The organism is Iamia sp., assembly GCF_035575815.1.
Lineage (GTDB): Bacteria > Actinomycetota > Acidimicrobiia > Acidimicrobiales > Iamiaceae > Iamia.
Genome location: NZ_DATLXO010000063.1, coordinates 1 through 22,587 on the forward strand (window position 1 = coordinate 1; position 22,587 = coordinate 22,587).

22 protein-coding genes are annotated in these 22,587 nt (G+C 73.1%); 20 read left to right on the forward strand and 2 right to left on the reverse strand.

The window, feature by feature from the left end:
* Window positions 1-229: 229 nt before the first annotated feature.
* From infB to VNL12_RS06365, 12 genes are all read left to right on the forward strand, one after another.
* Window positions 230-2,062, forward strand: coding sequence for a translation initiation factor IF-2 (infB, locus tag VNL12_RS06310; protein ID WP_325592642.1), 1,833 nt, complete (start codon window positions 230-232; stop codon window positions 2,060-2,062).
* 338 nt (window positions 2,063-2,400) lie between these two features.
* Window positions 2,401-2,691 carry a DUF503 domain-containing protein gene (locus VNL12_RS06315; protein WP_325592645.1) on the forward strand — a complete coding sequence of 97 codons (291 nt, stop codon included), beginning with the start codon at window positions 2,401-2,403 and terminating at the stop codon, window positions 2,689-2,691.
* A gap of 3 nt (window positions 2,692-2,694) precedes the next feature.
* The gene (gene rbfA / locus VNL12_RS06320) at window positions 2,695-3,120 is read left to right on the forward strand and encodes a 30S ribosome-binding factor RbfA (protein ID WP_325592647.1); all 426 of its coding nucleotides are present in this window, start codon (window positions 2,695-2,697) and stop codon (window positions 3,118-3,120) included.
* Window positions 3,121-3,295: 175 nt separating this feature from the next.
* Window positions 3,296-4,156, forward strand: coding sequence for a tRNA pseudouridine(55) synthase TruB (truB, locus tag VNL12_RS06325; protein ID WP_325592649.1), 861 nt, complete (start codon window positions 3,296-3,298; stop codon window positions 4,154-4,156).
* Between the two features lie 14 nt (window positions 4,157-4,170).
* The gene (locus tag VNL12_RS06330) at window positions 4,171-4,467 is read left to right on the forward strand and encodes a hypothetical protein (protein ID WP_325592651.1); all 297 of its coding nucleotides are present in this window, start codon (window positions 4,171-4,173) and stop codon (window positions 4,465-4,467) included.
* Window positions 4,468-4,540: 73 nt separating this feature from the next.
* Complete coding sequence (locus tag VNL12_RS06335; protein ID WP_325592653.1) at window positions 4,541-5,227, forward strand: pyridoxamine 5'-phosphate oxidase family protein; 687 nt, start codon at window positions 4,541-4,543, stop codon at window positions 5,225-5,227.
* Window positions 5,228-5,387: 160 nt separating this feature from the next.
* Window positions 5,388-6,389, forward strand: a complete 1,002-nt coding sequence (locus VNL12_RS06340) for a bifunctional riboflavin kinase/FAD synthetase (RefSeq protein ID WP_325592655.1) — start codon at window positions 5,388-5,390, stop codon at window positions 6,387-6,389.
* Window positions 6,390-6,566: 177 nt separating this feature from the next.
* On the forward strand, window positions 6,567-7,472 hold the full coding sequence (locus VNL12_RS06345; RefSeq protein WP_325592657.1) for a DUF664 domain-containing protein: 906 nt from the start codon (window positions 6,567-6,569) through the stop codon (window positions 7,470-7,472).
* Window positions 7,473-7,684: 212 nt separating this feature from the next.
* The gene (locus VNL12_RS06350) at window positions 7,685-8,893 is read left to right on the forward strand and encodes an alpha/beta hydrolase (protein ID WP_325592659.1); all 1,209 of its coding nucleotides are present in this window, start codon (window positions 7,685-7,687) and stop codon (window positions 8,891-8,893) included.
* A 246-nt stretch (window positions 8,894-9,139) separates the two neighbouring features.
* Window positions 9,140-9,403, forward strand: a complete 264-nt coding sequence (gene rpsO, locus VNL12_RS06355) for a 30S ribosomal protein S15 (RefSeq protein WP_325592854.1) — start codon at window positions 9,140-9,142, stop codon at window positions 9,401-9,403.
* A gap of 300 nt (window positions 9,404-9,703) precedes the next feature.
* Window positions 9,704-12,172: a polyribonucleotide nucleotidyltransferase gene (locus VNL12_RS06360; protein WP_325592662.1), complete on the forward strand. Its 2,469-nt coding sequence runs from the start codon at window positions 9,704-9,706 to the stop codon at window positions 12,170-12,172.
* Window positions 12,173-12,181: 9 nt separating this feature from the next.
* Window positions 12,182-13,498: a pitrilysin family protein gene (locus tag VNL12_RS06365; RefSeq protein ID WP_325592664.1), complete on the forward strand. Its 1,317-nt coding sequence runs from the start codon at window positions 12,182-12,184 to the stop codon at window positions 13,496-13,498.
* 96 nt (window positions 13,499-13,594) lie between these two features.
* On the opposite strand, the gene VNL12_RS06370 is transcribed toward VNL12_RS06365, so the two are convergent.
* Window positions 13,595-14,854: a CapA family protein gene (locus VNL12_RS06370; RefSeq protein ID WP_325592666.1), complete on the reverse strand. Its 1,260-nt coding sequence runs from the start codon at window positions 14,852-14,854 to the stop codon at window positions 13,595-13,597.
* A gap of 166 nt (window positions 14,855-15,020) precedes the next feature.
* On the opposite strand from VNL12_RS06370, the gene VNL12_RS06375 reads away from it, so the two are divergent.
* The 5 genes from VNL12_RS06375 (at window position 15,021) to dapB (ending at window position 19,243) form a co-directional block, all read left to right on the forward strand.
* Window positions 15,021-15,374: a hypothetical protein gene (locus VNL12_RS06375; RefSeq protein ID WP_325592668.1), complete on the forward strand. Its 354-nt coding sequence runs from the start codon at window positions 15,021-15,023 to the stop codon at window positions 15,372-15,374.
* A 1-nt stretch (window position 15,375) separates the two neighbouring features.
* Window positions 15,376-16,161, forward strand: a complete 786-nt coding sequence (locus VNL12_RS06380) for an ATP-grasp domain-containing protein (RefSeq protein WP_325592670.1) — start codon at window positions 15,376-15,378, stop codon at window positions 16,159-16,161.
* A gap of 49 nt (window positions 16,162-16,210) precedes the next feature.
* Window positions 16,211-17,305 carry a hypothetical protein gene (locus VNL12_RS06385; protein ID WP_325592672.1) on the forward strand — a complete coding sequence of 365 codons (1,095 nt, stop codon included), beginning with the start codon at window positions 16,211-16,213 and terminating at the stop codon, window positions 17,303-17,305.
* A 363-nt stretch (window positions 17,306-17,668) separates the two neighbouring features.
* Window positions 17,669-18,376: a hypothetical protein gene (locus VNL12_RS06390; protein WP_325592674.1), complete on the forward strand. Its 708-nt coding sequence runs from the start codon at window positions 17,669-17,671 to the stop codon at window positions 18,374-18,376.
* A gap of 63 nt (window positions 18,377-18,439) precedes the next feature.
* Entirely contained in the window at window positions 18,440-19,243 is an 804-nt protein-coding gene (gene dapB, locus VNL12_RS06395) for a 4-hydroxy-tetrahydrodipicolinate reductase (protein WP_325592676.1), read from the forward strand.
* Between the two features lie 132 nt (window positions 19,244-19,375).
* Here the strand turns inward: dapB and VNL12_RS06400 are convergent, their stop codons facing one another.
* Window positions 19,376-20,173 carry a hypothetical protein gene (locus VNL12_RS06400; protein ID WP_325592678.1) on the reverse strand — a complete coding sequence of 266 codons (798 nt, stop codon included), beginning with the start codon at window positions 20,171-20,173 and terminating at the stop codon, window positions 19,376-19,378.
* Window positions 20,174-20,241: 68 nt separating this feature from the next.
* Between VNL12_RS06400 and VNL12_RS06405 the strand changes: the two genes are divergently transcribed.
* The 3 genes from VNL12_RS06405 to VNL12_RS06415 all read left to right on the forward strand — a co-directional run bounded on the left by VNL12_RS06405 (window position 20,242) and on the right by VNL12_RS06415 (window position 22,579).
* Window positions 20,242-21,093, forward strand: a complete 852-nt coding sequence (locus VNL12_RS06405; RefSeq protein ID WP_325592680.1) for an SURF1 family protein — start codon at window positions 20,242-20,244, stop codon at window positions 21,091-21,093.
* Between the two features lie 211 nt (window positions 21,094-21,304).
* Window positions 21,305-21,901, forward strand: a complete 597-nt coding sequence (locus tag VNL12_RS06410; RefSeq protein ID WP_325592682.1) for a helix-turn-helix domain-containing protein — start codon at window positions 21,305-21,307, stop codon at window positions 21,899-21,901.
* Window positions 21,902-21,928: 27 nt separating this feature from the next.
* Window positions 21,929-22,579, forward strand: coding sequence for a helix-turn-helix domain-containing protein (locus tag VNL12_RS06415; RefSeq protein WP_325592684.1), 651 nt, complete (start codon window positions 21,929-21,931; stop codon window positions 22,577-22,579).
* The last annotated feature ends 8 nt before the right edge of the window (window positions 22,580-22,587 follow it).

A 22,587-nucleotide genomic window follows, 5' to 3' on the forward strand; every position in this document is an offset into this window, starting at 1 on the left:
TCGCGGCCCGTCGCCGACCCGTGCCGGCGGTCCGGCCCGTGGTGGGCCCGGGGCCCGTCCCGGCGCCGGCCCCAGCCGTCCACCCGGCTCACGCCCCGGCGGCCCCATGGGTGGTCCGCCTCCCGGTGGCGGCCCCGGCGGTGGCCCCGGTCGTCCCGGTGGCCCTGCGGGTCGTCGGCCGCCCCGTCGCAAGGGACGCCGCCGTCGCAACCGCGAAGAGCTGCGGCCCATGGACATGCCGGAGTACACCCCTGAGGACACCCCGGTCCCCGAGGGCGAGATCGTCATCGAGCGGGGCTCGACCTCGCAGGACATCGGTCCCCGCTTCAACCGCACCGCGGCTGACGTGGTCCGGTTCCTCATGGCCGAGGGCGAGATGATCACCGCGACCCAATCGCTCACCGACGAGATGATCGAGATGTTCGCGCTCGAGGTCGGCGCCGAGGTCCGCCTGGCCGACCCCGGCGAGGAGCAGGAGGTCGAGCTCCAGAAGCGCCTGGGTGTCGCCGCCCTCGACGACGCCGCCGACGGCGAGGTCGCCATCTCGCGCCCGCCGGTGATCACCGTCATGGGCCACGTCGACCACGGCAAGACCAAGCTGCTCGACCAGATCCGCAACGCCAACGTGGTCGCCGGCGAGGCCGGTGGCATCACCCAGCACATCGGCGCCTACCAGATCGAGAAGGACGGGCGTCTGATCACCTTCATCGACACCCCCGGGCACGAGGCGTTCAGCGCCATGCGGGCCCGGGGCGCCGATGCCACCGACGTGGTGGTGCTGGTGGTCGCAGCCGACGACGGCGTCATGCCCCAGACCGTCGAGGCCCTCGACCACGCCAAGGCGGCCGGGGTCCCGATCGTCGTCGCCGTCAACAAAATCGACCGTGACAACGCTGATCCCCAGAGGGTCATGAGCCAGCTCGCCGAGCGCCAGCTGGTCCCCGAGGCCTGGGGTGGCGACACGATCATGGTCGAGGTCTCGGCGCTGCAGGACCTGGGCATCGACGACCTGCTCGAGCAACTTCTCGTGGTCGCGGACGTCGAGGAGCTGTCGGCCAACCCCGAGGGTCGGGCCAAGGGCGTCGTGCTCGAGGCTCACCTCGACGTCGGCCGCGGTGCCGTCGCCTCCCTGCTGGTGCAGCGCGGCACCCTACGCGTGGGCGATCCGCTGATCGCCGGCCCGGCCTGGGGCCGGGTCCGCGCCCTGATCGACGACACCGGAAAGAACGTCAAGGAGGCCGGGCCGTCCAAGCCGGTCTCCGTGCTCGGTCTCTCCGATGTCGCCACCGCCGGTGACGACTTCGTCGTCGCCCCCGACGACCGCACCGCCCGGGCCGTCGCTGACCAGCGCGCCCACTACCTGCGGGTCGCCTCCATCTCGGGCACCGCCGCCACCTCGGGCAGCGGCATGAAGCTCGAGGACATCTTCAGCCAGATCCAGGCCGGCGAGGCGGCGACGCTCAACCTGGTCATCAAGGCCGACGTGAACGGATCGCTCGAGGCGGTCACCGAGAGCCTGAGGAAGCTCGAGCGCGATGACGTCAAGCTGGCCTTCGCCCGTCGCGGCGTGGGTGGCGTTACCAAGGACGACATCCAGCTGGCGGTGGCCACCAACGCTACGATCATCGGCTTCAACGTGCGCCCCGACCGCCTGGCCCGCGAGCTCGCCGCCCAGGAGGGCGTCGAGATCCGCACCTACGAGATCATCTACAAGCTCATCGAGGACATCGAGAGCGCGATGGTCGGCATGCTGGCACCGGAGTTCGAGGAGGTCGTCACCGGCGACGCCGAGGTGCGCGAGATCTTCCGGGTCCCTCGCGTCGGCGCCATCGCCGGTTGCTACGTCACCAACGGGGTCATCACCCGGGGGTCGAAGGTGCGCTTCCTCCGGGAGGGCACCATCATCTGGAAGGGCGCGGTCAACTCGCTCAAGCGGTTCAAGGAAGACGTGCGCGAGGTCGCGACCGGCTTCGAGTGCGGAATCGGCCTCACCGACTTCCAGGACCTCAAGCAGGGCGACGTCATCGAGACCTTCGAGGAGCGCGAGATCCCTCGCACATAGGTTTCGTCGTCGTTCGCTCGCTCCACTCCGACGAGCTTTGTCGGGCTCGCTGCGCTCGCACGGCTTGGCTTCGCCGACCAGCAAGCTGGATCGGCTGCGCCCCTTCCCGGGGGAGACCCCCAGTCCCCCAGCGGCTGCGCCGAGCGTCGATCGGGTCGCCTTCTATCGGTCTGGGGGCTGGGCCTGGTCGCAGTTCCTCGGGGAGACCCCTGACCCCAGCGCTTGTGCCGGGCGTCGGTCGGGTCGTCTGCGATCGGGCCGGGGGCTGGGCCTGGTCGCACCCTGGCGGCCCGGAACCGGGGCGTGGGCGGCAGCGGCAGGGCGCGTAGGGTCGTGGCGTGGTGGTCGGGAGTCTCTGTGTCGATCTGCACCTGCCCCAGAGCACGTCGCTGAAGGCCAAGCGGGCCGAGATCCGGCCGATCCTCGACGGGGTGCGCCACCGGTTCCGCATCTCGGCCGCCGAGGTCGACCACCAGGACACGTGGCAGCGGAGCGCCCTGGGTTTCGCCGTCGTCAGCAGCAGCGCCGCCCAGGTCGAGGGCGTGCTCGACGATGTCGAGCGGTACGTGTGGTCACGCCCCGGCGTCGAGGTCCTCGACGCCACCCGGGCCTGGATCGAGGAGGACTAGACAATGGCGAAGCGATCGAACCCGAAGCGGAGCTACCCCCGCATGGTGCGGGTGAACGAGCTGCTCCGAGAGGTCCTGGCCGACGCGGTCCGCGACATCGACGACGAGCGCCTCACCGATGTCGCCATCACGAGCGTCGTGTGCGAGGCCGATCTGGCCAACGCGGTGGTGCACTACGACGTGCTCGACGGCCCCGAAGCCGACGACCAGGTGCTCGAGGCCTTCGACGAGCTGCGGGCCCGTCTCCAGAAGGTGATCAACCGTGAGACCCGGCTCAAGCAGACGCCGAAGCTGACCTTCGAGCCCGACCCGGTGGTCCGCTCCGCGGCCCGCATCGACGACGTGCTTCGCGGCCTCCACGCCGACCCGCCCGGTGAGACCCGCGGAGCCGGACCAGACTCGGCCGAGCGCTCCGCCGACGAAGCGTGAGCGAGCGCCGCGGGCGAACCAGGACGTGCGGGCTCTCTGGCGGCGGAGCGCTCGGAGCCGACAGCGCTCACCGGTGTACCGCGCTCGCGGTCCCGGCGATGTTGCCCCCGGCGTCCGCGGCTCACCGGTGAGCACGTCGGGCTCGGCGCGGCCTCCGGGCCCCGTCGGGGTCGCGGTGGTCGACAAACCGGCGGGGTGGACGAGCCACGACGTGGTGGCGCGCTCCCGGGGCCTGCTCGGCACCCGCAAGGTCGGCCACTCCGGCACCCTCGACCCCGACGCCACCGGCGTGCTGGTCCTGGGGGTGGGCCGGGCGACTCGCCTGCTGCGGTACCTCACCGCCCTGGGCAAGACGTATGAGGCCGAGATCGTCCTCGGCACCGAGACCACGACCCTCGACGCCGCCGGCGAGGTCACCGCCACCCATGACATGACGGGGGTGACCCTGGTCGACGCCCGCCGGATCGCCGCCGAGGCGCTCACCGGGCCGATCCTGCAGGTGCCGCCCATGGTCTCCGCCATCAAGGTCGACGGTCGCCGCCTCCACGAGCTCGCCCGCGAGGGCATCGAGGTCGAGCGCCAGGCCCGACCCGTCACCGTGTACTCCTTCACCCTCGACGAGGTCCCCGACGTTCCGGGTGTGCTGCGCGCTGCGGTCGCGTGCTCCTCGGGAACCTACGTGCGCACCCTGGCCGCCGACCTGGGCCATCTCCTCGGCGGGGGAGCGCACCTTCGCGCTCTGCGGCGCACGGCGGTCGGTGGCTACACGATCGCCGACGCTGTGCCCCTCGACGCCCTCGGCCCCGATCGGCTGTTGCCGATGACCGCCGCGGTGGCGCACCTCGACCAGGTGGCCGTCGACGGCGACATCGCTGTCGCCGTGGGCCACGGCAAGGTGCTGGCCCGGGCCGACCTCGGCGTCGACCGCGGCGGCGACGGACCCTGGGCCGTCACCGACGCGGAGGGCGCCCTGCGGGCGGTCTACATCGCCCACCGCGACGACACCGTGAAGCCGGAGCTGGTCATCGCCCCCTGACAGTCCGACGGCCTGTGGAGCTGTCGGGGATCGAGCCCGAGGTGGTGTCCGCCGCCGAGTCCATCGAGTTCCTTCCCGGCGTCGATGTCCCGGTCGCCGTGATCGGTCACCTGATCGCGCTCAAGCTGCTGTCTCGCAACGACGAGCGACCCAACGACCACGCCGACCTGAGGGCGCTCCTGGGCGCCTCGACGCCCGAGGACCTGTCCCTCGCCGAGCAGTCGGTCGGGTTGATCGAGGCGCGCGGCTTCGCCCGGGGCCGCGACCTGCGTGGCGCTCTGCGCGCCGTGCGGGCGCCGGACACCGACTGAGGTGCCCGTCGGGGGCCTCGTTCTGGACGAAAGTCCGAGGAGACCCGGTCCCGGCGATGCCAGGATCGCGGTCGTGACCTCCGACCTGCCCCTCGTTTCGGACCCCGCCCCCGAACCACCGTCGGAGGCCAGCACCGTGCAGCGCACCCCGGCGCGCGCCCGCTACGACCGCGACGCGGTGCACGCCGTCCTCGATGCCGGGTTCGTGGCCCACGTGGGCATCGCTGATGCGAACGAACCGTTCGTGATCCCCATGGTGTACGCCCGTGACGGCGACAGCCTCCTGCTCCACGGATCGGTCGCCTCGCGGCTGATGCGCCACGCCGAGGTCGGCGTCCCTGTGAGCGTCGCCGTCACCCACATCGACGGGCTGGTGCTGGCCCGCTCCGCCTTCCACCACTCGGTCAACTACCGCAGCGTCGTGATCCGTGGCCTCGCCCGCCGGGTGAGCGACCCCGATGCCCTGGCCGCCGGCTTCACACGTCTCGTCGATCACGCCGTGCCCGGGCGGGCGGCCGAGGCGCGAGCCCCCGACCGCTCCGAGACCCGCCAGACCATGCTGCTCGAGGTGCCCCTCGCCGACGCATCGGTGAAGGCCCGCACCGGGGGACCGGTCGACGACGACGCGGATCTGTCCCACCCGATCTGGGCCGGAGTGATCCCCCTGCGGGTGGTCGCCGGTGCGCCCGAGGCCGCCCCCGACCTTCCGTCGGTCGACCTCCGGGCCCCGGATCAGGTCACCGGTGTGTCCCCCGCCTGAGAGGCTGGCGACGCGGGCGGCGGGGGAGGGTTCGGTGCCACCGACCGGGGACAGCATCGGTCCGATCTCCGACGGTGGAGCCGACCGGCATGTTGAGGTCCCGTGGGGAGACGGCCCCGGGAGTGGGACACGAGGGCGGCCCCGTCTAGCGTCGCTCGCCGTGGAGATCATCCGGGCCGACGGCCCCTGTCCGGTGCCCGAGGTGGGGGCCGCGGTCACCATCGGCGCATACGACGGTGTGCACCTGGGCCACCGGGCGGTCATCGCCGAGGTCCGGCACCGAGCCGAGGAGCTCGGCGTGCGCAGCGCGGTCGTCACCTTCGACCGCCACCCGGCGATGGTCGTGCGGCCCGAGTCGGCTCCTCTGCTCCTCACCGACCTCGACCAGAAGCTCGAGCTGCTCGCCGGCACCGGAGTCGACGTGGCCCTGGTGGTGCGCTTCGACGAGGGACGGGCGACCGAGAGCGCCGAGGACTTCGTGAGCGAGGTCCTCGTCGGGTGCCTGGCGGCCGAGGTCGTGGTGGTGGGCGAGGACTTCCACTTCGGCCACCGCCGCCAGGGCAACGTCGCCCTCCTGCGCACCACGGGCGCCGAGGCCGGCTTCACCGTCGAGGGCCTGAGCCTGCGCTCGGCGACCGACGTGGGAGCCGAGGCGGCGGCCATCTGGGCCGACGCCACCGATGCAGTGGGGGGCGACGCACCCGAGGAGAAGGTGTCCTCGACCGCGATCCGGGCCGCGCTCGTCGCCGGTGATATCGAGCGGGCCACCGCCCTGCTCGGCCGCCCGCACGAGATCCGGGGCCTGGTGTCACCCGGTGACAAGAGGGGCCGCGAGCTCGGCTTCCCGACCGCCAACGTCGCCGTCCCGGGCGAGATCCTGATGCCCGCCGACGGGATCTACGCCGGCTGGTTCATGCGGGCCGACGGCACCAGGCTTCCGACCGCCATCAACCTCGGGCGCCGGCCGACCTTCTACGAGCAGGCCCACGCCTCGCTGCTGGAGGCCCACGTCCTCGACTTCGACGGCGACCTCTACGGAGAGCGGGTCGCCGTGCGCTTCGTCGCCCGGCTCCACGGCGAGGTCAAGTACGAGTCGGTCGAGGCCCTCGTGGCCGGCATCGAGCGCGACTGCGACCGGGCCCGCCAGGTCCTGGCCGGTTGATGCCCGGGAACTTGCGCCCACGCCCCGGCGGGCCGGTATAAGGTAGGTTGGGCCGCCCAGCCGACGAGAGGAGCGCCATGACGACCTTCCGCCATGATCCTGCGCCTCTCGCCGCCACCGCCTGACCCGTCTCGCGTCGGCGGTCGGGGCGCTCCCTTCTTCAGTAGAGCCACACCGATGCCCACCCGCATCCGGCACGTCACCATCGACTGCCACGCCCCCCACTCGCTGGCCCGCTTCTGGGCCCCCGTCCTCGGCTTCACCGACGATCCCGACGACCCCAACCTCCTCGAGCACACCGAAGCCCTGATCGTCGACCCGACGGGCCGACACCCCGGGCTCCTCTTCATTGGCGTGCCGGAGCCCAAGGCCGTCAAGAACCGCATCCACTTCGACCTGCAACCCGAGGAGGGTCGCGATGTCACCGTCGACGACCTCGTGGCGCGAGGCGCCACCCTGGTCTCCGACCGCCGCCTCCCCGACGGGTCCGGTTGGGTGGTGCTGGCCGACCCCGAGGGCAACGAGGTCTGCATCGAGCGCTCCGCGGCCGAGCGGGGCACGCCGACGCCGGTCGACACCGGCGAACGGGAAATGCCGCCGGTCCGCGCCGCGGCCGAGCGGGAGGCGCTCACCGGGATGCTCGACTGGTACCGCGACGGGGTGCTGCTCAAGGTCGAGGGCCTGGCCCCACACCTGGCTGCCGCCTCGCCGCTGCGCAGCGGGACCACCATCGCCGGCCTCGTCAAGCACCTGGCCCTGGTCGAGGACTCGTGGTTCACTCACCGGTTCGCGGGCCGGCCCGAGCCCGAACCCTGGGCGTCGGCGCCCTGGGGCGACGATCCCGACTGGGAGTTCCACACCGCGCCCCATGAGTCGCTGGCCGACTCGATAGCCCTCTACCGGGCGGCGTGCGGCCGCTCCCGGGAGGTCACCGCCGCCCACGGCCTCGACGACCCCGCCGAGACCCCCGGAGGGGACTTCACCCTTCGCTGGGCCGTGGTCCACCTGCTGGAGGAGACGGCCCGCCACCTCGGCCACCTCGACGTGCTCCGCGAGCTGCTCGACGGCACCACCGGCGAGTAGCCGACGCCTGCCCTCTCGGCCGTTCTGAGGGCGCGGTTCACGCACGAGGCGGAATCCTGCGTTCAGGACGGGAATGCCTTGGGCCGCCGCCGGTTCTGAGGGCGCGGTTCACGCACGAGGCCGAACCCTGCACCCAGAACGGCATGAGGTCCGCTCCTCGCCGACCGGGAGGGTGTCGGACCCCGCGGATGGCGGATGGCATGCTGAAGGTCATGGCCGACGGCAGACGGGACCGAGGCCGGGGGTCCAACCCGCCCTCGGCGCGCATCACCGGGGTCCGAACCTCCTCCGACACCGCACCGGTCATCGGCCCGGCCGAACGGCCCGAGCAGATCCGCTCCCGGCGCCTGCCCCGCCTGGCCCGCCACACCGTCACCCTCTCCGACGGCCACGAGGTGGGCGTCGCGGTCTGCGGCCGAGGGGTGCCCCTGGTGCTGGTCCACGGGTTCAGCGCCGAGGGCATGCTCTACGCCCAGACCCTCTCGCGCCTGGTCGGCGCCGGGTTCCGGGTGATCGCCATCGACACCGCCGGCCACGGCGGCACCCTCGGGCTCCCCACCGGTGGCGCCAGCATGGAGGCCTACACCCGCCTCCTGGGCCGGGTGCTCGACGAGCTCGGCATCCGTCGCGCCGTGCTGGCCGGCCACTCCATGGGTGGGCGCCTGGTCACCGAGCTGGCCGCCCAGGAGCCCGACCGGGCCATCGCCGTGGTGCTGCTCGACGCCATCGTGGGTGACACCTGGGACCGCATGGTCAACGTCTTCCGGGTGGCGCCGCCGCTGCTCGCCGGCGTGGGCGGGATCCTCCTGCTCGACAGCATCAGCACCCTGCCGCTCCTCCGTGACCCCGGCCAGGCCCGCAAGCTCGGCCGTCTGGTGGCCCCTGTCATCGCCGGGCACCTGCGCCGCCCGTGGCGGATGATGGGCCCGGCGGTGTCGATCCTGCGCTCACAGGGCTCGGGGTGGATGCTCGATCGCATCGCGGCCGATGAGATCCCGCTGGTGGTGATCCACGGCGAGCGAGACGTGGCCGTCCCGCTGGCCACCGCCCGCGATGCGGCCCGGCGCGGCCACGGAACCCTCGTCACCGTCGAGAAGGCCCGGCACTCGTGGCTCCTGCGCGACCCCCGAACCCTGCCCGCCATCCTCGACGCGCTGATCGCCAGCCACGTCGGCGAGGCCATCCTCGCCCGCATCGCCGCGGATGCGGGCCTGTCGAGCCCCGACGACCTCGACGAGATCAGCCTCGACGACCTCGACGCGGCCTACCTCGACCCCGACGCGCTGCTGCTGGCGCTCTCACCGCCCCCAGCCGAGGGGCCCGACACCCTGCCCCGCCTGGGCCGTCCCCGGTACCGCTGGAGCGTGATCGACCGGGCCCCCGAGCCCCGGCCCGACAACGTCACCCGGCTCCCGGCCTGATCCTCGCTCCCAGTGGGTTGTCCCCGGGGGGTCCGCGGTCGACGCCGACCCCAGAGCCGGCGGCGATGCGGCCCGTTCGGGCGGGGGGCTGCTATCGTTCGCGCTGGCTCGAAGCGCCCTCGTGCGCTCGAGCGACCGCTCTCCGATGCGTCCAGGCTGCTCCGCAGTACACGGTCGATGGAGCCGGGTCCGACACCCACCGGGTCGCCACTGCGCCCCGTCACCGAAGGAACCGCATTGTCCGAGATCACCGACCGCGCCAAGCCCGGCGTCATCGCGGAGCATCGCCTCCACGACAGCGACACCGGGTCCCCCGAGGTGCAGATCGCACTGCTCACCCAGCGCATCGAGCACCTGACCGGCCACCTGAAGCTCCACAAGAAGGACTTCCACAGCCGCCGGGGGCTCTTGATGCTGGTGGGGCGGCGTCGCCGCCTGCTCGACTACGTCGCCAAGAACGATGTCGAGCGCTACCGGGCGATCATCGCCAAGCTCGGCCTGCGCCGATAGCAACACCCTGACGAGCGGCCCAGGAGGCGAGCCAACAGGCGAGACGACCCCATCAGTACGGCCCGTTCTTCTCCGAGGCGCTAGCCGAGGAAGGGCCCGCTGGCGATCCCGCCTGACCGACCGATCCCCTTGGACCCCTCGTCGCTCTTTTCCAACCCAACCACTGCGCACGGGCACCGATCAGTTGCCGGTCGCCCTCATCCCGGTCCACCACGAGGTGCCCGATCGGGGAGATGCCGACTGGGAGCTGGCCAGCCCGGCGCACCGACCGAGGCGCAACCCGCCTCGAGAGGAGACACCATGGCTGATGCCATCACCGTGTCCGCGCCCGTCTCGGGCACCGACAAGACCCTCGAGCTCACCACCGGTGTGCTCGCACCCCAGTCCCAGGGGGCCGTCGTGGCCCGCATCGGGAACACCCAGGCCCTCGTCACCGCCAACGGTGCGTCGTTCACCCGCGAGGGCATCGACTTCTTCCCGCTGACCGTCGACGTCGAGGAGAAGATGTACGCCGTGGGCAAGATCCCCGGCTCGTTCTTCCGCCGCGAGGGTCGCCCCGCGGATCAGGCCGTCCTCACCTGCCGGCTCATCGACCGGCCGCTGCGACCCAGCTTCGGCGCCGGATACCGCAACGAGACCCAGGTCGTCAGCACCATCCTCGGCGCGGATCAGGTCAACCCCCACGACGTCATCTCCATCACCGGCGCGTCGGCCGCCCTGATGCTCTCGGGCCTGCCCTTCGACGGTCCGCTCGGGGCCGTGCGCCTCGCCTACTCCACCGACGGCGAGTGGATCCCGCACCCGACCTACCAGGAGATCGACGAGTCGACCTTCCAGCTCGTGGTGGCCGGCCGCTCGGTCGGCGACGGCGACGACGTCGCCATCATGATGGTCGAGGGCAACGGCACCGAGAAGGCGTGGAGCTACTACTCCGCCGGTGCCCCCAAGGTCACCGAGGCGGTCATCGCAGAGGGCCTCGAGAGGTGCAAGGTCTGGATCGGTGAGGCCATCGCCCTCCAGCGTGAGCTCGTCGCCGAGGCCGGCGTGCGCCCCGCCCTCGACTTCGAGGCGCAGCTCGACTACGACGACACGGTCCTCGAGGCCGTCAGCGCGTATCGAGACGACGTCCTGACGGCCAACACCGTCAAGGACAAGGCCGAGCGCAACGACGCCACCACGGGCCTGCGCGACCGCATCCTCGGTGACCTCGATGCCGATGGCGCGCCCCTCGCCGGGCGGGGCAAGGAGATCCGCAACGCCATCCGCGCCGTGACCAAGAAGGTCATCCGCGAGCGCCTCGTCAACGAGGGCGTCCGCATGGACGGCCGCGGCCCGCGCGACCTGCGCCCCGTCACCGCCCAGGTGGGCGTGATCCCCACGGCGCACGGCACCGGTCTGTTCCAGCGCGGTGAGACCCAGGTCCTCAACGTGCTCACCCTGGGCATGCCCCGCATGGACCAGATGCTCGACACCCTCGGGATCGAGACCAAGAAGCGCTACATGCACCACTACAACATGCCGCCGTACTCCAACGGCGAGACGGGTCGCATCGGTGGCACCAAGCGCCGCGAGGTCGGCCACGGCATGCTCGCCGAGCGGGCGCTGCTGCCGGTCGTGCCCTCCCTCCTGGAGTGGCCCTACGCCCTGCGCCTCGTGTCCGAGGTGCTGTCGTCCAACGGCTCGACGTCGATGGGCTCGGTCTGCTCCTCGTCCCTGTCGCTGATGGATGGTGGCGTGCCGATCAAGGCTCCCGTCGCCGGCATCGCCATGGGCCTCATCAAGGAGGGTGACCAGTTCATCACCCTGACCGACATCCTCGGTGCCGAGGATGCCTTCGGCGACATGGACTTCAAGATCGCCGGCACCGAGGACTTCATCACCGCCCTCCAGCTCGACACCAAGATCGACGGGCTGCCCGCCGACGTGCTCGCCGGTGCGCTCGACCAGGCCCGTGAGGCCCGGCTGGCGATCCTCGAGGTCATGAACGCCACGATCCCCGCCGCCCGCGCCGATGTCGGTGAGACGGCCCCGAAGATGATCAGCTTCGAGATCCCGATCGACAAGATCGGCGAGGTCATCGGCCCCAAGGGCAAGGTCATCAACGCCATCCAGGCCGAGACCGGCGCCGACATCAGCGTCGATGACGACGGCACCGTCGGCACCGTGGCCATTGGCTCCAGCGACCGGGGCGCGGTGGCCGAGGCTGAGCGCCAGATCAAGCTCATCCTCGACCCGCCCACCGCCGATGTGGGGGCCGTCTACACGGGCCGCGTCGTCAACATCACCAAGTTCGGTGCGTTCGTCAACATCCTCCCGGGACGCGACGGCCTCGTCCACATCTCCAAGCTCGGCGGCGGCAAGCGCATCGACCGGGTCGAGGACGTGGTCAGCCTGGGCGACGAGCTCGAGGTCCGCGTCGACGACGTCGACCCGAACGGCAAGGTCTCGCTGACCCCGGCCGATCAGCCCGTCGAGGAGGCCAAGCCCAAGAGCGACCGCGGCGATCGTGGCGACCGTGGTGGTCGCGACGGTGGTGGTCGCGACGGCGGTCGTGACCGCGACCGGGGCCCCCGCCGTGAGAGCAGCTCGAGCAGCGCGAGCAGCGACGCCGCTCCGGTGGCCGAGGTCGTGTCCTTCGAGGACTCCTTCGACGCCGAGGTCGCCGCTGAGTTCGGCGACCTGGGCCCCGCCGGTGACGATCGCCGCGGCGGTTCCGGTCCCCCCGGTGGCGGTGACCGTGACGGCGGGCGCCGTCGTCGGCGCCGCTGAGGTGCGCGGGTGACGGGCGTCGTCGGGCGCAGCCCTGCATCCGACGACGCCCCCGCCCCACCCGCACCGGCGGGTGACGTCTCGATGACCACCCTGGCCTCGGGCCGGCGCGTGGTCACCGACCGCATGCCGGGGGCGGCGTCGGCCACCGTCGTAGCCCTGGTGGGTGTGGGCGGGCGCGACGAGCCTTCGCCCCTCGCCGGCGTGTCGCACTTCCTCGAGCACCTGCTCTGCAAGGGCAGCCCCGGGCGTCCCGCCGCCGAGGTGGCCGAGTCGATCGATGCCCGCGGCGGTGACCTCGACGCCCTCACCGATCGCGAGCGCACCGCAGTGCAGGTGCGGGTGCCCGCCGGCGATGCCGCCTTCGCCCTCGACCTGCTGGGCGATCTCGTCCTGCACCCGGCGCTGCGCCCGACCGAGGTCGAGGTGGAGCGCAAGGTCATCCTCGAGGAGCTGGCCCAGGCCGAAGAGGACCCCGAGGATCGAGCCCACACGCTCTCGGCCGCGGCCCTCTACGGCGAGCACCCACTGGGGCGTGAGGTCATCGGCGACCGGGCGACACTCGCGTCGATGGGGCCGGAGGAGATCGGTGCCTTCCACGCGGCGCGCTACCGCCCCCGCTCGATGGTCGTGGCCGCCGCCGGGGCCATCGAGCACGACGCGGTGGTCGACATGGTGGATCGGTGGGAGTCCGAGGCGGGCGACGGCCCCGCGCCCGAGGCCCTCCTGGTACCGACCCGGGAGGCCCCCGTGCCCCGGAGCCCCTCGACCTGCGTCCTGCGTCGACCCGGCGAGCAGGTCCACCTGGTGCTGGGCTGGCCGGTGGGTCCCGTCGACCGGGCCGAGCGCGCCGCCCTCTCGGTCGTGGCCCACATCCTCGGCGGGGGACCGGCCAGCCGGCTCTTCCGGTCGGTGCGCGACGAGCGGGGGCTCGCCTACGCCGTCGACTCGTCGCTCGCCCTCCACGTCGACGCCGGGGCCCTCACCGCGTATGCCGGGTGCGCGCCCCGGTCGGTGGCCGAGGTGCGGGACCTGGTGGCGGGCGAGGTCGCTCGCCTGGCCGCGGACGGTCCCACCGACCGCGAGGTCACCGTCGCCCGCGGTTACCTGTCGGGCTCCTACACCCTCGCCCTCGAGGACTCGGCCACCCGGGCCTGGCGCGTGGCCGTCGAGGAGCTCGAGCGGGGCGGGGTGCGTCCCGCGTCGGAGCGCATCGCGTCGTACCGCGAGGTCACCGTCGACCAGGCCCGGGCCGCCGCGGCGCGTCTGGCCGTCACCCCGTCGGTGGTCGCGGTGGGCCCCGTCCCCCGGCGCCTCCACCTGTAGCCATCGCAGCGCCTGAGCCCCGAAGTGGTCAGGCTTCTGGGGGCCCGAGCCCCCGAATCGGCGACCAGTTCGGGGGGGTCGGTCGTTCCCGCTCCGTCAGGACCAGGCCCGGACGGGGATCGCCGCGCCGCGCCGGCTGACGACCTCCATGGTGCGAGCGATGGACCCCTCGAGCTCGGTGCGGAGAGCAAGGGGAAGGTCCCCGCGGTCGAGGGTCTCGGCCGCGGGGAGGACCTCGTAGGTCGCGAGGTCGACCCAGGTGGGGACGGCCTCGATGGTGCGGACGTCGAGCGGGCCGCCCGCCGGGCCGCCGACGGTGACGACCACGGTCAGGCCATCCCGGCGCTCGGGCTGGCTCTGGTTGCTCAGCTGGTTGCCCAGCCCGAACACGACCCAGGTGTCGCCGATGCGCTCGATGGGTTGCACCACGTGGGCGTGGTGGCCGATCACCAGGTCGACGTCGGCCATGAAGGCCAGCCGCCCGGCGAGCTCCTGTTGGTAGCCGTCGGGGTCGGATTGGTACTCGGTGCCCCAGTGGACGCTCACCACCACCAGCTGGGCACCGGCGGCGCGTGCGGCAGCGGCGTCGGCTTCGATCCGGGCGGGGTCGATGAGGTCTGCCGCCCACGGCGCGTCGGTGGGAAGCGGGTAGCCGTTGAAGCCGTAGGAGTACGAGAGGTGAGCGATGCGCGCCCCGGCCACGTCGTAGAGCCGGGGTTGCAGGTCCTCCTCGGCGCTTCGGGCCGTGCCCACGTGCCCCAACCCGAGCCCGTCGAACGCGTCGAGGGTGGCGGTGATGGCGGGGCGGCCGCCGTCGAGGCTGTGGTTCGAGGCGGTCGAGCAGCCGTCGTAGCCCGACGCGTCGACGGCGTCGGCCAGCTCCCGAGGGGCGTGGAACGCGGGGTAGCCCGTGATCTCTTGCCCGTCGCCGACCAGCGGCACCTCGAGGTGGCACAGGGCGAGGTCCACATCGCCGATCACGGGGGCCAGCGGCGCGAACATGGGCCCGAAGTCATACGGTCGTCCGGCGGTGGCGCCGTAGCGGCCGGCGGCGGCGACGAGCGGCATGTGGGTCAACAGGTCGCCGCCGAAGGCGAGGGTCACCTCCACCGGGGGAGGTGCGGTCGTGGTGGGGGTGCCGCCCGTCCCGCCCGGTTCTGGCGTCGCTTCGTCGCGCCGGTCTCCACCCCGCGGCGCGATGTCCGGTGAGGTGGGCGCCCGGGTCGACCCTGCCGCCGGGGCAGTGCTCGCGGTGGGGACCGCCGGACCCGCCCGCCGGGAGCGCGCTGCGGCCTCGTCGGCGCTGGGGGCGGCGCGACACGCCAGCACCAGCGTCAGCGCGATGACGAGCGCCACCCGTTGCCACGCCGGGCCGGGTCGGGGCCCGGATCCGGGCCGAGGGACAGAGGGCGGCGCAGTCGTGAGCGAAACCATAGCCTGTGACCCCAGGCACCACGGAGAGGACCCGCCCGGAGCCGAAACCCTCGGGATCGACCGGGTCGGCGACGGCCATGCTGGAGCGGTGGAGCCGAGCGACGCTGCTGCGCAGGAGACGATCGAGCGCGTGGTGCGTGCCGGGGTGGCCGGTCGGGCCGTCGTCGTGCTGGTCACCGCGGTGCGGGGGGCCGGGCCGATGGTCGCCGCGCTGAACGAGATGGGCGCGGTGCGGGTCCTCGTCGTCGCCGCCGGGGAGGGAACGGGACCGCCGCTCGACGGCGCCGTCCGCCGGATCGGCCTCGGCCACCGAGCCACCACCATGACCCAGGAGGTGCTGGCGGCCGAGACCATGACCGACGAGCTCACCGCCGACCAGCACGCCTCGCTCGACGCCTTCGACCCCGACCGGACGGCTCTGGTGCTGGGCGGTCACCGGTGAGATGGACGTCCCCGGGGCGCGGGGCCCGGGCCTCGGCCTCTTCCGGGTCGCCCCCTTCGTCGAGGGCGTGCCGTGCAGCATCGGTGCCGTGGTCACCGCGGACGGCGTGGCCGTGCTGCGCTCGGTCGAGAACCTGGTGCTGCGCGACGGGCGTCGCTTCCTCTACTCCGGCGTGTCCTCGGTGTACGACCCGCCGGTCGGGGTGCAGCGGTCGATGGCGGAGGCCGCTCGCAGGGTCGGCGAGGAACTCCGTCGCCGGGTCGGGTATCGGGGCGCCTTCTCCGTCGACGGCATCGTCACTGCCGCCGGCTGGCGGGCCACCGAGGTCAACACCCGCGCCTCGGGCGGCTTCGGGATGCTGAAGGGGCTCACAGTGCCGGTCGGGTTGCTGAACGCAGCAATCGTCGAGGGGTGGGACGACGGCGCGCTGACCTCGGCGGTGATCGAGTCCACGCTGCGTCCCCTTCTCGAGGCCGACCGCGCGCTGCGGCTGGTCCGCGTGCTGCCCGCGCTGCCGCCGGGGACGCCGGCGTCGGTGGCGGTCTGCATCGACGGTCAGACGGCGCGCGTGGCAGCCGACGGTGAGGAGCCCGACGGCGAGCTCCTCGTGGGCAGGGCGGCCACGGGCGCAGTCGTGATGAGCCGCGTCGCGGCCCGCCCCGGTGCGGGCCCCACGCCGGGGCCGTCGGCCGGCCCGCTGGCCGTTGCCCTGCTGGATCTGGCCGATCGACTGTGGTCGACCGGCACCGCGGGGCTCACCGCCGCCGGCGGCACTGGGGCCGGCTGACTGGAGAACGGGGCCCGGCGGTACGGTGGCGGGCCACCCAGGAGGTGCGATGACGGGTCTCGACGACCCCCGAACCGACGACCGCGCCGAACCCCGTCGTGCACGCCTCGCATGGGTCGAGCCGCCGGATCGCGTCGGCTTCGGATCGCTGGTGGCGCTCATGGTCGCCAACACCGTGGCCGCCGTCGGGCTGGCCGGCGACATCGCCAGCCACGTCTCGTTCGCTGTCACCCTCGACGACGACGACTTCCTCTCCGGGTGGCACCTGGTGCTCTACAGCGGGATCGCAGGCGCCGCCGTGGTGATCGGGCTCCTGGCGGTGCAGCGCGACCCCCGCGCCCCGGTGCGGATGTTGCCCACCGCCACCGCCGGGGTGGCGACGCTCACCGTCGGCGGCGCGGCCGACGCGATATGGCACGAGGTCTTCGGCGTGGAGGCCGCGCTCCAGGCCCTGGTGAGCCCGCCCCACCTCCTGATCTTCATGGGCCTGGTCCTGTTGATGGTGGCCCCGATCGGGGCCCTCGCCGACGGCCCCAACCGGCCGCTCGACCCGGTCCACTCCCTGGTCCTCGCCCTGTCGGTGACCTCCCTGCTGCTGGTGATCTCGCTGTTCACCGGCTACCTGACGCCGCTGATCGGCGGCAGCCAGTTCCAGGCCGGCGCCTACACCGAGCCCCTGATCGGCACCAGCCTGCTCGACTACGACATCTCGCGCAGCCTGGGTGTGGCCCTGTGGTTCAGCGTCCTGATGAGCGTGGTGGTCGTGGGCATCCGGGCCCGCACCGCCCCGGTCGCGGGGACCTGGACCGTCAGCTTCGGCCTCCTCGGCCTCGCCCCCCCGTTGGCGGCGCTTTCCAGCCCCACCGGAAGCTCGACGTGGACCGGGCCGCTGCCCCTCACCGCCGCCCTGGTCACCTACGGTCTGCTCTCGGACCTCACCGCCACTCGAGCACGCCCTCATCCGGCGGCCACCGGGGTGGCGGTAGCCGCCATGTGGACGGTCATGTTCCTGCTCGTCGGGGCCCGCGGCGATCTGGTCTGGGTGCGCGAGCTGTGGGCCGGAATCATCACCACTGGGTTCCTCGTCGGCGGGACTGTCGGCGCCGGCGCCCGGTGGCTATCCGCCGCGCCTCGCGACGGCTGATCGGTCGCCACGCGCCCTGATGTCGGGCCTGCGGACAACGGCTGACGAGGGGTCCGAGGCGCGGCCGAGATCTGACCCGTCGTGGACCCGGTCGGGCTCGAAGAGGGGACGGCGCGCTGCGCATCGGCCTCCCATCCAGTGGGTCGGGATCCGGCGTGCACGCTTCTTGCGCCGGGATGCTGGGTTCGGCGCGGTGATCGGGCGCAAGAACGGCAGGAGTGGACAGCTGGCCGAGGATGAGGCGGGAAGGGTGCGACCGGCCGGCGCACGCAGCCGGGGAGGGTGCCCCGGGCCGCGCTCGGCGCGGCTCGCGGTCGATGGTGCATGCTGCGAGGCGCAGTCCGATCTCAGGAGGCAGGGCCCATGGGTTTCCTCGACAAGGCCAAGGCGGCCGCCCAGCAGGCGGAGGCCAAGATGAACAGCGCCACCGCCAACGCGAACCAGGGCCAGCAGGGCCAGGTGGCTGACACCTGGCTCAAGGAGCTCGGCCAGTGGGCGTACGCCGATCGCATGGGTCGCGACCCGCGCGCTGCGGCCGAGGTCAACCTCCGCGTCCAGCAGCTCCAGCAGTGGGAGCAGCACAACGGCGCCCTGGTCCCCCTGCCCCTCGCGTCGCCGGGCGCTGCCCCGACTGCGCCGGCACCGGACCCAGGGGCGCTCGCCGATGCTCCGGCGGCCCCGATCCCGGGGACGTTCGGGCCTGCGGCGGATGGTCCGGCGGCCCCGATCCCGGGGACGTTCGGGCCTGCGGCGGATGGTCCGGGGGCGTCGATCCCGGGGACCTTCAGCCCGCCGGGCGACGCCCGCCCCACCCCGGTGCCAGCGGGCCCATCGGCAACGATCCCCCAACCGGCCGTGCCCACCCCGGGCCCCTCGCTCGGCCCGATGGCCCCCCCCGGCCCGGGCGAGCCCCTCACCCCCGCCCCGCCCCCGGCCGCCCCAACGGAGGCCGCCCCGCCTGCGCCACCGCTCGCACCTCTCGACGCCGAGCCGCCGACGGCTCCGATCCCACCGACCGAGCTGCCCTCGCCGTCCGGTCCGCCACGGGGGACCCCTTCGGCACCAGCCTGAACGACAACGGCGGCGGCTGCGCCCCAGCGGGCCGCTCGGAGCGGTCCGGTAGCGTGCGCGCCCATGGCCCTTCGCGTCGCAGTGTTCGGAGCCGGTGGACGGATGGGGAGCACCGTGTGCCGGGCCATCATCGATGATCCGGCCCTGGAGCTCGTCGCCGCCGTCGACCCCTTTCACGCCGGCATCGACCTGCGCCAGGTGACGCGCCTCGACACCGACCTGGTGGTGAGCTCCGACGCCCAGGCCCTGAGGACGTCCGATGCCCAGGTGGCGGTCGACTTCACCCTGATCGACGCGGCCCGCCAGAACCTGGCGTGGTGCGCCCGCCACGGGGTGCACGCCGTGGTGGGCACCAGCGGCTTCAGCGACGCGGATCTGGATCGGGCCCGGACGGCGTTCACGACCAGCAACTGCGTGATCGCTCCCAACTTCGCCGTCGGCGCGGTGCTGATGATGCACTTCGCCGAGCTCGCGGCTCCCTGGTTCGAGACCGCCGACATCGTCGAGACCCACCACGACGCCAAGGTCGACGCGCCGTCGGGCACAGCCGTGGCCACCGCCGAGCGGATGGCGGCGGCGTCATCGACGTGGGCCGACGACCCGACCACCAACCGCGTGCTCGAGGGCGCCCGAGGCGCGGAGCACGCCGGCATCCACCTCCACTCCCTGCGCGTGCGGGGCATGGTCGCCCACCAGGAGATCGTGCTGGGCACCACCGGCCAGTCACTCACGATCCGCCACGACAGCTACGACCGGGCCTCGTTCATGCCGGGCGTGGTGCTGGCCGTGAAGGCCGTCGCCGACCACCCGGGTGTCACCGTCGGCCTCGACCGCCTGCTCGGCCTCGAGCCGCCCGCCCCCGGTTAGCGGGTCACCGGGGCGAACTGGGGCGCCTCGTGGTCGCCCCTGCGTCCATCCCGTGCCCCAGGACCGAAGGGGCGGGTCAGGCCGCGCCGCACCTGCGCCGACCTCGGGCGGAGACCGGAGCGCCCTGCCGGTTCAGCCCGGGGGGCGAGGGGTCGGTCCGCGGCCGTCGACGGCGGGCACCTCTCCCGGCGCGGCCGGGCCGCCGGGTTCGGTGGCCTCGGCGGTGGCCGCCTCGGCCTCGATCTCGCTGATCTCCTCGTCGAGGTGGAGCAGGCCACCGACCTCTCCGCCGCCGGCGCGCCGGTCGCTCCACAGCGACAGGGCCAGCAGGCCGAGACTGATGCCGAACACGAGCGTCCGGTTCTCGGTGATCAAGCCGCGGAGCACGTCGAGGGGCTCGGACACCGAGTCGGTGACGAACCACAGGACGGTGAGGCGGGCCACCGTGCCCACCACGTTGAGGGCCACGAAGACCGGGACGGCCATGCCGCCGGCGCCGGCGAAGAGGCAGACGTAGTTGTTGGGGGCGATGAGGATCAGCGGGTACGAGGCCTTACCGAACCACTTCTCGGCGCGGCGAGCGATCGGGCCGTAGGTGGCGCTGCGCTTCTCGATCCAGCGCACCCCGGCGTCGCCGTACCAGCGGCCGATCAGGAAGAACAGCGGGTCCGACGCGAGCAGCCGCACCGTGGCGATGCCGAAGAACGCCCACCACGCGAGCTCAGGCTTGGCCAGCACCAGGTTGCGGTTCCGGGAGTTGGCGGCGATGAACAGCTCGGGGTACCGGTCGAAGTTCGGCAGCAGCAGGGTGTCGCCGGCCAGGGCGAGCACGAAGAAACCGATGGCCGAGCCCACCACCACGTTGCGGGCCAGGGGGCTGGGCGGGCCGCTCGGGCGGGTGGGCGCAGGAGCTGGGGCGTCGTCGGGCAAGTCCCGATCATGCCAGTCGGACCGGGGGCGAGTGGAGCGGGCCGGGGTGGCTCCGTAGTGTTCCCGTCGTGTACCGGTTCGCCCTGCGTCCATGGTGGATCGTCTCGCACCTCGTCGTGCTCGCCCTCGTCGTCTCGTTCGTGAGCCTCGGCCTGTGGCAGCTGCGTCGCCTCGATGAGGCGCGGGACCGCAACGTTCGCCTCGCCACCCGTCTGGCCCAGGCCGAGGTGCCCGTCGCCGACCTCGTGCCCGACGGTGCGCCCGAGGCGACCGCGGCGCAGGCGACCGAGCGGCGGGTGACGGCCACGGGCCGGTACCGCGCCGATGAGCAGGTGCTCATCCGAGGCCGCAGCCTCGACGATGCCCCCGGCTCGTGGGTCGTGGTGCCCCTCGAGCTCGACGACGGTCGCGTCGTGGCCGTGAACCGGGGCTGGATCCGCAACGACGGCCGCTTCCGCGCCGTGCCCGACACCTACGACGTCCCCGATGGCGAGGTCGAGGTCTCCGGTCTGCTCCACGGCTCCCAGGAGCGCGGCACGCTGGGGGCGACCGACCCGCCTGACGGGGTGCTGGAGAGCCTGGCGCGGGTCGATCTCGACCGTCTCGACCAGCAGGTCGACGGTGACCTGCTGCCGGTGTGGGTGCAGCTCACCGAGGCGGAGCTCGCCGCTCCCGATCCGTCGCCGACGCCCCTGGCCCCACCGGTCGTCAACGACGAGGGGTCGCACCTGAGCTACGCGGTGCAGTGGTTCATCTTCGCGTCGATCGCGCTGGGCGGGTACCCGATGATCTTGCGCCGGGCGGCCCGGGAGCACGCCGGCGTACGCAGCTCCGACGACGCTCCCGGGCTCGACGAGCCCGACCCCGACGACCGGCCGTCGCCGGGCGACCCCCGCCTCGACGCCTCGACCGCCCCGTGAGCGAGCGAAGCGAGCGAACCAGACAGCACGGGCTCTCTGGCGGCGGAGCCTGCGGAGCCGGCAGCGCTCATTGGTGCCCGGCGATGCGATCTCGGCCCGATGTGACCCACGACGGGATGGTGCGCCAATGAGCGAGCGAAGCGAGCGAACCAGACAGCACGGGCTCTCTGGCGGCGGAGCCTGCGGAGCCGCCGGGGACGACCCCCTCGACGTGCGCACCCGCATCCTGGTCGCGGCGGTGGACCAGGCCGGGTCCTCCGGGCTCGCCCGACTCCGCGTGGATGACGTCGCCCGGCGGGCGGGGGTGGCCCGGGCCACGGTGTACCGGCACTTCCCCGGCGGCCGCGAACAGGTGACGGCCGAGGCGGTCACCTTCGAGGTGGCGCGCTTCCTCATCGCCCTCGTCGCTCTGATCGACGACATCGCCGACCTGGCCGGCCGACTCGAGCAGGGCATCAGCCGGGGCCGGGTGCTGATGGCCGAGCACGCGGTGATCCAGCGCGTCGTCGACACCGAGCCCGAGCGTCTCCTGCCCCACCTCAGCCAGAGCGCCCCGCTGGTGCAGGCCGCGGTGCGCGACCACCTCCGGCCGCACCTCGAGGCGGCGGATCTGGTTCCGGGCACCGACCCGGAGGAGGCGGCCGATTGGCTGGGCCGCAACGTCCTGTCGTTCCTCATGGCCAGCGGTGGGTGGGACCTCGACGACCCCGACGCGGTGCGACGCCTGGTCCGCGACAACCTGCTCGCCGGCATCCTCGCCGCGCCCGTCGCGCCCGCCGCCGGGTGTGACCGACGACCGTCGCAATGAGACAACCCTCGTCGTAACGTCTCACCTGTGGCCCCGTCCGCGGTCGTGACGACCTCTTCCCAGGAGCGTGCTCTCGACGCCGCGGTCGAGCTCGTGGCCCGCTGGGGCGTCACCAAGACCACCCTGGGCGACGTGGCCCGCGCCGCCGCCATGAGCCGGGCGACGCTGTACCGGTGCTTCCCGGGGGGCAAGGACGAGCTCTTCGACCTGCTCGCCCAGCGCGAGGTGGCGCGGCTCCTCGGTGCCGTGGCCGACGCCGTCGACGCCGCCGGCGACCTGCCCACCGCCCTCGCCGCCGGGCTCCACGCCGCGGCTCGCGCCTTCGACGGCCACGCCGCGCTGCGCTTCGTGCTCGACCACGAGCCCGACCTGGCGACCGCGGTGCTCGGCTTCGCCGAGATGGACCGCCTGTTGCGGGTCGTGCGCCGGGCCCTGGCTCCCCACCTGGTGCGCTTCCTCGACGCTCCCGACGCGGGGTGGGCCGCCGAGTGGCTCGCCCGCGTGTTCCTCTCGGCCCTGGTCAGCCCGACCCCGGCGTTCCATCTGGCCGACCCCGAGGTCTGCCACCGACTGGTGCGCCGCTACCTCGCCCCCGCCTTCGCCGCCCGGTCGACCGCCCCGGTCGACCGAGGCACCGTCCCATCGCACGCCGCTTCCCCGCCCGTCCCGATCCACTAGGAGCCCGC

Bases quoted from the DNA above. Each gene is read 5' to 3' on its own strand.
- VNL12_RS06385 (WP_325592672.1), top strand. From the start codon at position 16,211: ATGACGGGTCTCGACGACCCCCGAACCGACGACCGCGCCGAACCCCGT.
- VNL12_RS06345 (WP_325592657.1), top strand. From the start codon at position 6,567: ATGCCCACCCGCATCCGGCACGTCACCATCGACTGCCACGCCCCCCAC.
- VNL12_RS06360 (WP_325592662.1), top strand. From the start codon at position 9,704: ATGGCTGATGCCATCACCGTGTCCGCGCCCGTCTCGGGCACCGACAAG.
- VNL12_RS06390 (WP_325592674.1), top strand. From the start codon at position 17,669: ATGGGTTTCCTCGACAAGGCCAAGGCGGCCGCCCAGCAGGCGGAGGCC.
- VNL12_RS06380 (WP_325592670.1), top strand. From the start codon at position 15,376: ATGGACGTCCCCGGGGCGCGGGGCCCGGGCCTCGGCCTCTTCCGGGTC.
- VNL12_RS06350 (WP_325592659.1), top strand. From the start codon at position 7,685: ATGGCCGACGGCAGACGGGACCGAGGCCGGGGGTCCAACCCGCCCTCG.
- rbfA (WP_325592647.1), top strand. From the start codon at position 2,695: ATGGCGAAGCGATCGAACCCGAAGCGGAGCTACCCCCGCATGGTGCGG.
- dapB (WP_325592676.1), top strand. From the start codon at position 18,440: ATGGCCCTTCGCGTCGCAGTGTTCGGAGCCGGTGGACGGATGGGGAGC.
- infB (WP_325592642.1), top strand. From the start codon at position 230: ATGGACATGCCGGAGTACACCCCTGAGGACACCCCGGTCCCCGAGGGC.